This is a genomic window from Prevotella sp. AM42-24, assembly GCF_003461825.1.
GTDB lineage: Bacteria > Bacteroidota > Bacteroidia > Bacteroidales > Bacteroidaceae > Prevotella > Prevotella hominis.
Genome location: NZ_QTXV01000044.1, coordinates 19,945 through 27,948, shown reverse-complemented (window position 1 = coordinate 27,948; position 8,004 = coordinate 19,945). Strand labels below are relative to the sequence as shown.

General features: G+C 44.3%; 4 protein-coding genes. All 4 read left to right on the top strand.

Annotated elements, in window-relative coordinates; genetic code table 11:
* The first annotated feature begins 382 nt into the window (after positions 1-382).
* The 4 genes from DW917_RS12125 (at position 383) to DW917_RS12110 (ending at position 7,949) form a co-directional block, all read left to right on the top strand.
* Positions 383-1,408, top strand: a complete 1,026-nt coding sequence (locus DW917_RS12125; protein ID WP_118119077.1) for a LacI family DNA-binding transcriptional regulator — start codon at positions 383-385, stop codon at positions 1,406-1,408.
* Positions 1,409-1,455: 47 nt separating this feature from the next.
* On the top strand, positions 1,456-2,787 hold the full coding sequence (locus tag DW917_RS12120) for an MFS transporter (protein WP_118119075.1): 1,332 nt from the start codon (positions 1,456-1,458) through the stop codon (positions 2,785-2,787).
* Between the two features lie 147 nt (positions 2,788-2,934).
* Positions 2,935-5,607 carry a 4-alpha-glucanotransferase gene (locus DW917_RS12115; RefSeq protein ID WP_118119073.1) on the top strand — a complete coding sequence of 891 codons (2,673 nt, stop codon included), beginning with the start codon at positions 2,935-2,937 and terminating at the stop codon, positions 5,605-5,607.
* 206 nt (positions 5,608-5,813) lie between these two features.
* Positions 5,814-7,949 (top strand): glycoside hydrolase family 97 protein, encoded by a 2,136-nt coding sequence (locus DW917_RS12110; protein WP_118119071.1) that lies wholly within the window; start codon positions 5,814-5,816, stop codon positions 7,947-7,949.
* Positions 7,950-8,004: the final 55 nt, after the last annotated feature.

The window sequence follows — 8,004 nt, the reverse complement described above, 5'->3', positions numbered from 1 at the left end:
TTTAATTTTTACCTGCTTCATCATTTGCTTGATTTTTAAGTTAATGTATAATTAATGTTTATTATTGTTTTTAGTCTCGGCCACGCTTTAACTACATTTACCTTTACTTGCGGTTTCGTTAGGAAATCATTGTTTGTTAGGTTCTTTATATTTATAAGGTGGCAGAAAGCGGATTTGCATCCTCTTTGCATGCTTTTTTACGGCATTCTCAGACTTTCTGAGTGCAAAATTAAATTCTTTTTCGATACGTTGTACTATTTTTTAGTTAATTCCGTTATTTCTTTAGTGCAAACGTTTGCGCAGCTTTTTCTTGATTTACATCAACGAAATGGTCCGACTTAACGGATATTTGTCTAATTTTGCATTGTAACTAAAAACAATTATGAAAGAAATTGTACCCATAACAATGAAAGATATCGCGCGCGATCTCGGATGTAGCATAGCTACGGTGAGTAGAGCGTTGAAGAACAGCCCTCGTATCAGTGCTGCTCAGAAGGAGCGTATCCAGGCTTATGCCAGGGCGCACAACTTCTATCCGAACGTGATCGGTGAAGCCCTGCGACATAGTAAGGTGCAGCCGATGAAGATAATTGGAGTTATCGTACCGGAGTTCGTACATTATTACTTTATGTCTGTTGTCTCTGGCATAGAGGAAGAGGCTCGCGCCCGCGGCTATCGTGTGATGGTGGCGCAGAGTAACGAACGGTATGATAAGGAAGTGGCTATTTGTGAAGACTTCTATAAGAATAAGGTGTGTGGCATTATCGTCTCTCAGGCCAAGGACACCAAGCAGTATGATCATTTCCAAAAATTGATGGATAATGGTGTACCGCTCGTATTCTATGATAGAATATGTACAGGCGTGAACTGTTCTCGTGTGGTTGTAGATGACTACATGGGATCTTTCACTGCCGTCACTCATCTGATAGATACCGGATGCAAGAAAATCGCATTCTATGGTTCGCCGATGAATATGGAGATTTCCAAAAACCGCTACAACGGCTATCGGGATGCACTCCTGAAACATGGACTGAAAGAAAATCCGGACTGGGTGAAGATCTGTGACAACCGTGCACAGGCTGAGGCGCTCACACCAGAGATTCTTGAAGCAGAAGATCGTCCGGATGCATTCTTTGCCATCAATGATGATACGGCTATCGGTATTCTCTATACTGCCAAGCGTATGGGGTATAAGGTGCCGGAAGAAATTAGTGTCTGCGGATTTACAAACGGTGACCGTGCCAAGGCTTCCGACCCGATGCTCACTTCGGTGGAGCAGCGGGGTATTGCCGTGGGAGAGGAGGCCGCCAATATTCTCATTGGACAGGTGGAAGGATCCATTCCTGTGGATGAGGTGGAGAAGAGAGTCGTCAGAACAAGATTGGTGGTGAGAGGTACTACCCGATAATGTGTGGCGAATGGTTGAATACGGAAAAAATTTAAAACAAAAATAATATGACACAAAAACCTGATTTGAGTTTCTGGAAGCTTTGGAATTTAAGCTTCGGATTCTTCGGGGTACAGATTGCCTACGCCCTTCAGAGCGCCAATATATCCCGAATTTTTGCAACGTTGGGTGCAGACCCACACAACTTGAGTTATTTCTGGATCCTCCCTCCGCTGATGGGAATCCTGGTGCAACCTATCGTCGGTACTTTGAGCGATAAGACCTGGTGCCGCTTCGGTCGTCGAATACCTTACTTATTTATTGGTGCTTCGGTGGCTGTATTGGTGATGTGTCTGCTGCCTAATGCCGGTTCGTTCGGATTGACGGTGAGCGGTGCGATGCTTTTCGGTTTGATAGCCCTGATGTTCTTGGATACAAGTATCAATATGGCGATGCAGCCTTTCAAGATGCTGGTGGGTGATATGGTCAATGAGAAGCAGAAGGCGAAAGCTTACTCTATCCAGAGTTTCCTCTGCAATGCCGGTTCTGTGGCTGGTTATATTTTCCCATTCCTCTTTACTTTCTTGGGTATCAAGAATGTGGCTGATAAGGGTGTGGTTCCTGATTCTGTGATCTGGTCATTCTATATCGGTGCTGCTATTCTGATTCTTTGCGTTATCTATACTACGATGAAGGTGAAGGAGTGGAATCCTCAGCAGTATGCAGAATATAATGAAGTGAAGAGTGAAGAACGAAGAGTGAAGAATTCAAATGCTGATGCTTCTGAAGACAAGGCCGATTGGATTACTTTGCTCCGCAAAGCGCCTGCTACTTTCTGGAAGGTGGGTCTTGTGCAGTTCTTCTGCTGGGCTGGTTTCCTTTATCTCTGGAATTATTCTACAGGTGCCATTGCTGAGACGGTTTGGAATACTACCGATCCTACTTCCGAGGCATTCCAGGAGGCTGGCAACTGGGTAGGTATCCTCTTTGCTGTTCAGGCTGTGGGTAGTGTGCTTTGGGCGGTTGTGCTGCCTCAGTTTAAGAATACCAAGATGGCTTATGCGGTCAGTCTGGTCATTGGTGGTATCGGTTTCGCCCTGATTCCTTTCCTGCATGACCCATATCTGCAGTTTATTTCATTCCTGATGATTGGTGCCGGTTGGGCAGCCATGTTGGCAATGCCTTTCACTTTTGTTACCAATGCCCTGCAGGGATATGGACACATGGGTGCTTATCTGGGCCTTTTCAATGGAACGATTTGTATTCCTCAGATTGTAGCTGCCATCTGTGGTGGCGCTGTTTTGAGCCTGGTGGGTTCTCATCAGAGTGACATGATGATAGTGGCTGGTATCTTGCTGATATTCGGCGCTTTATCTGTTTCCTTCATCAAGGAAAAATAAGAAATAAGTAGAAGATAAGTAAATGTATTAAATAGTAAGGTTGTGCAACCGATTGCGCAACCTTTTTCTATTTTTTGTGCAAAAAAGTGTTTGATTTTTCGATAAAAAATATTACCTTCGCAGCGTAAATAATAACCTTTGTATCTTATGGTGTTTCATTTTAATATAGATTATAAAACTGTCTATGGCGAGGAACTCGTTTTGAATATGACAGTTGATGGGAAGGAGGTCCAGTATAAAATGGGGACTGAGGATGGCTCTCGCTGGTCATTCGATTGGGATGGTACCCCAAAGTCTAAGAACAATTCCTACTTTTATAGTGTAAGTAGAGATGGCTTTTGCACCAAGGCTGAATGGCAATTGGCGAGGCATCAGTTGAACTGTACGGCTGAGCGTGCCAGTGATTATACTTTGTATGACCGTTGGCATGATATTCCTGAGGATTCTTACCTCTATAGTAGCGCCTTTACTGACTGCATCAACCATCAGCAACCAGGCAAGGTGAAGGAACATTCCTTTGCTAAGACGATCCGCCTGATTGTTCGTGCTCCACAACTTCGTGAGGGTGAACGTTTAGCAGTAGTAGGTTCTGATCCTGCACTCGGTGCTTGGGACAAAAACCATGTTCTTCCTATGGTTCAGCAGGCTTACAATGAGTGGACTGTTGATATCAATGTGGAGACTTTAGCTGTCAACTATCTGGAATTCAAGTTCGTAGCGCTCAATGAAAAGAAGGAATGTCTTTGGGAAACAGGTTACAACCGTTCTATTGAAATCCCTGAGATGAAGAGCGGTACGTTGATTTCTTATGAGTTGGGCCAGTCGTTCCTGGAGCGTTGGAACCGTAAGTTAGCGGGTACATTGGTGCCTGTCTTCTCACTCAGAAGTAAGAAGAGTGCCGGTATTGGTGATTTCGGTGATCTCAAGAGCATGATTGATCTGGTGGCTAAAACTGGTCAGAAGGTTCTTCAGCTTTTGCCTATCAATGATACGACTATCACGCATACCTGGACAGACTCTTATCCGTACAGCTGTATCAGTGTCTTCGCTATTCATCCTCAGTATGCAGATCTTCTTGCATTACCAGAGTTGAAGGATGCCAAGAAGCGCGCTGAGGCTGAAAAGACGAGAGCAGAACTCAATGCGCTCCCTCAGATAGATTATGAGAAAGTAAATGATTTCAAGATAAACTATTTGCACCAAATCTTCGAACAGGAAGGAAAACAAATGTTAAAGAGTGCCGATTTTCAGGCATTTTTTCAGGAAACAGAACAGTGGCTTGTGCCTTACGCACAGTATTCTTACTTGCGTGACAAGTATGGCACTGCCGATTTCTCTCAGTGGCCAGACCATAAGGTATGGGATGAAGCTGAGCGTAAATCATTGAGCGATTCTAAGAGCAAAGCATACAAGGAGGTGGAATTCTTCTACTTCGTACAGTATGTATTAAATACACAGATGAAGGCGGCTCACGAGCATGCTAAGACAAAGGGTGTTATTCTGAAGGGTGATATTCCTATCGGTGTAAACCGCTATAGCTGTGATGTGTGGGTGGAGCCTAAGTACTTCAATCTCAATGGACAGGCGGGTGCTCCACCTGATGATTTCTCTGCAAATGGCCAGAACTGGGGATTCCCTACTTACAACTGGCATGAAATGTTGAAGGATGGTTGCCAGTGGTGGGTTCGCCGCTTCCAGAACATGTCTCTGTACTTTGATGCTTACCGTATCGACCATGTACTCGGTTTCTTCCGTATCTGGGAGATTCCTGTAGATTCTGTTCACGGATTGCTGGGTCAGTTTGCTCCTGCGTTGGGAATGACGGCAGATGAGATTCGTTCTTATGGCCTTAATTTTCAGGAGGATAGATTCACCCGTCCTTTCATTACCGACTGGGTTCTGAACCGCATGTTCCATGAGCGTGCTGACGAAGTGAAGGAGAAATATCTCGACCGCTTGGATGACGAGCGTTATCAGATGAAACCGGAGGTGAATAGCCAGCGCAAGGTGGAAGCTTTGTTTGAAGGTGCTACCGCTCAGAAGGATATCTGGCTCCGTGATGGTCTCTATGCTCTGATTAGCGATGTGCTCTTCGTTCGTGATCATCGTAATCCGGGATTGTTCCACCCACGTATCTCGGCTCAGTTTGATTTCATCTTTGAGTCACTTTATGATAACGACAAGGCTGCGTTCAATCGTCTTTATAATGATTATTTCTATCGTCGCAACAACCAGTATTGGTATGGTGAGGCGATGAAGAAATTGCCTAAGTTGGTTCAGGCTACTCGCATGTTGGTATGTGCCGAAGACCTCGGAATGGTGCCTGATTGTGTGCCATGGGTAATGAATGAGTTGAAGATCTTGAGCCTGGAGCTGCAGAGCATGCCTAAGGATCCTTCTGTGAAGTTCGGCCATCTGAGCCGTAATCCTTATCGCTCGGTTTGTACCATTTCAAGTCATGATATGCCTACCCTCCGTCAGTGGTGGGATGAGAATATCCAGCGTACTCAAGAGTATTATAATACGATGCTCTATCGTCAGGGTCCTGCTCCTCATCCGCTCCCAGGTTGGCTTGCCAAGGATATTATCTTACGTCATCTGACCTCTCCTTCTATGCTCTGTGTGTTGAGTATTCAGGATTGGCTTGCTATCGACGAGAGTCTCCGCTTGCCTGATGCGAATGCAGAGCGTATCAATATCCCTGCTAATCCTAAGCATTACTGGCGCTATCGTATGCACCTTAATATCGAGGATCTGGCAAAGGATGCTGCTTTCATGAATCAGTTGACAGAAATGATTTCACAGGCTGGAAGAAACTAAGATTTCTTCAAAAGCATTGAAACGTTTCTCGTTAGTTTGAAATAGCTTTTGCTTAGAATAGAATGGTTTTTAGTTAGTTTTTTGGGGAAAAGAACGAGGGGTGTGCAAACGTTTGCACACCCCCTTTTTGATTTATTGTAAATTATAATATGGTGTATTTCCAAGATTTTACTAATTTTGCACTGTAGAAAACAATAGCAATAAATATGAAGAAAATCAGTGTTTTACTTATGGGCTTGTTGCTCCCTATGTTTGCAGCAGCTCAGACCGTCAAGTCTCCAGACGGGAATGTGTCTTTGACCTTCTCCCTGACAGGTAATGGACAGCCTACTTATGAGATGAGTTACAAAGGCAAGACTGTCTGTAAGCCTTCTCATCTCGGTTTGGAGTTGGCAAAGGATAAGCATGCCTCTAAGGGGATGGAAGAAACGGATTTGATGGATGGTTTTACCGAGACCGGTAGCAAGACTTCTACTTTTGATGAGACTTGGAAACCTGTCTGGGGTGAAACTTCCACCATTCGCAATCATTACAATGAGTTGGAGGTAAACCTCAATCAGGCTTCTTCCAATCGTAACATTACCATCCGTTTCCGTGTCTATGATTACGGTATGGGCTTGCGCTACGAGTTTCCTCAGCAGGAATCTTTGAACTACTTCGTGATTCAGGAGGAGCACACTCAGTTTGCAATGGCTGGTGATCATACTGCATACTGGATTCCAGGTGATTATGATACTCAGGAGTATGAGTACAACATCACTCCGCTGACTGGTATCCGTCCTATCATCGCTGCTAATCGTGAGAAATATAAGAGTAATTCTTCTACTACTGTTTTCTCTGATACGGGCGTGCAGACTTCCCTGCAGTTGAAGACGAAGGATGGTCTTTATATCAATATCCATGAGGCTGCCTGTCTGGATTATCCTACCATGCACCTCAACCTCGACGAGAAGAATCTCGTGCTTGAGTCTTGGTTGACTCCTGATGCTGTAGGTCGCAAGGGCTTTATCCAGACTCCATTCAATACACCTTGGCGTACTGTTCTCGTGAGTGATGATGCGCGTGATATGCTTTCTTGCAAGTTGACTTTGAACCTCAATGAACCTTGTAAGATAGAGGATACTTCCTGGATCCACCCTACCAAGTACTGTGGTGTATGGTGGAACATGATTGTAGGTACCAAGACATGGAGTTATACGAATGATCTTCCTTCTGTTCGTCTGGGTGTTACTGATTATAGCAAGTGTAAGCCTAATGGTACTCATGGTGCTACCAATGAGGAAGTGAAGCGCTATATTGACTTTGCTGCAAAGAATGGTTTGCAGGAAGTATTGGTTGAAGGTTGGAACGAAGGATGGGAAGACTGGTTCGGTCATCAGAAACTGGATGTCTTTGATTTCGTGACTCCTTATCCTGACTTCGATATCAAGATGCTCAATGATTATGCGCACTCTAAGGGTGTTAAGTTGATGATGCACCATGAGACCTCTTCTGCAGCACTCAACTATGAGCGTCATTTGGAAAATGCCTTCAATCTGATGAACAAGTATGGTTATGATGCAGTGAAGACTGGTTATGTGGGTGACATCATTCCAAGAGGTGAGTATCACTACAGCCAGTTGATGAATAATCACTATCAGCGTGTCGTTGAGACTGCTGCTAAGCATCATATTATGGTGAACGCTCATGAGGCTACCCGTCCTACTGGTATCTGCCGTACCTGGCCTAACCTGGTGGGTAATGAAAGTGCAAGAGGTACTGAGTATGAGGCATTTGGCGGTTCTGTTCCTTATCATACCGTGATGTTGCCATTCACCCGTTTGCAGGGTGGTCCTATGGATTATACTCCAGGTATCTTCGAAACCAAGCTTTCTGAGTGGAGTAACAATCAGAGTTATGTGCATTCTACTCTCTGCGGTCAGCTTTCTCTTTACCTCGTGATGTACAGTCCTTTGCAGATGGCAGCCGACTTACCTGAGCATTATGAGAAGTATGATGATGCCTTCCAGTTCATTCGTGATGTAGCTTGCGATTGGGATGATTCTAAGTATTTGGAGGCTGAACCTGCTAAGTATATTACTGTTGCTCGTAAGGCTAAGGGTACTAACAACTGGTTTGTTGGTGGCAAGACTGATGCTGCCCGTACTTCAGTAGTAAAGCTTGACTTCCTCGATAAGGGCAAGAAGTATGATTGCGCTATTTATCAGGATGGCAAGAATGCTGATTATGAAAAGAACCCTAAGTCTTATCAGATTATTCACAAGACTGTGAAGAAGGGTGATGTTTTGAAGATTAAAGAAGCACGTGGTGGTGGTTTTGCCATCTCATTGCTTGCAAAATAAACTTTAAAATTTTAACTGCTGTACTTTGGTTGTGAAATTCATGAAAAAACAGGGC

Bases quoted from the DNA above. Each gene is read 5' to 3' on its own strand.
- DW917_RS12110 (WP_118119071.1), top strand. From the start codon at position 5,814: ATGAAGAAAATCAGTGTTTTACTTATGGGCTTGTTGCTCCCTATGTTT.
- DW917_RS12115 (WP_118119073.1), top strand. From the start codon at position 2,935: ATGGTGTTTCATTTTAATATAGATTATAAAACTGTCTATGGCGAGGAA.
- DW917_RS12125 (WP_118119077.1), top strand. From the start codon at position 383: ATGAAAGAAATTGTACCCATAACAATGAAAGATATCGCGCGCGATCTC.
- DW917_RS12120 (WP_118119075.1), top strand. From the start codon at position 1,456: ATGACACAAAAACCTGATTTGAGTTTCTGGAAGCTTTGGAATTTAAGC.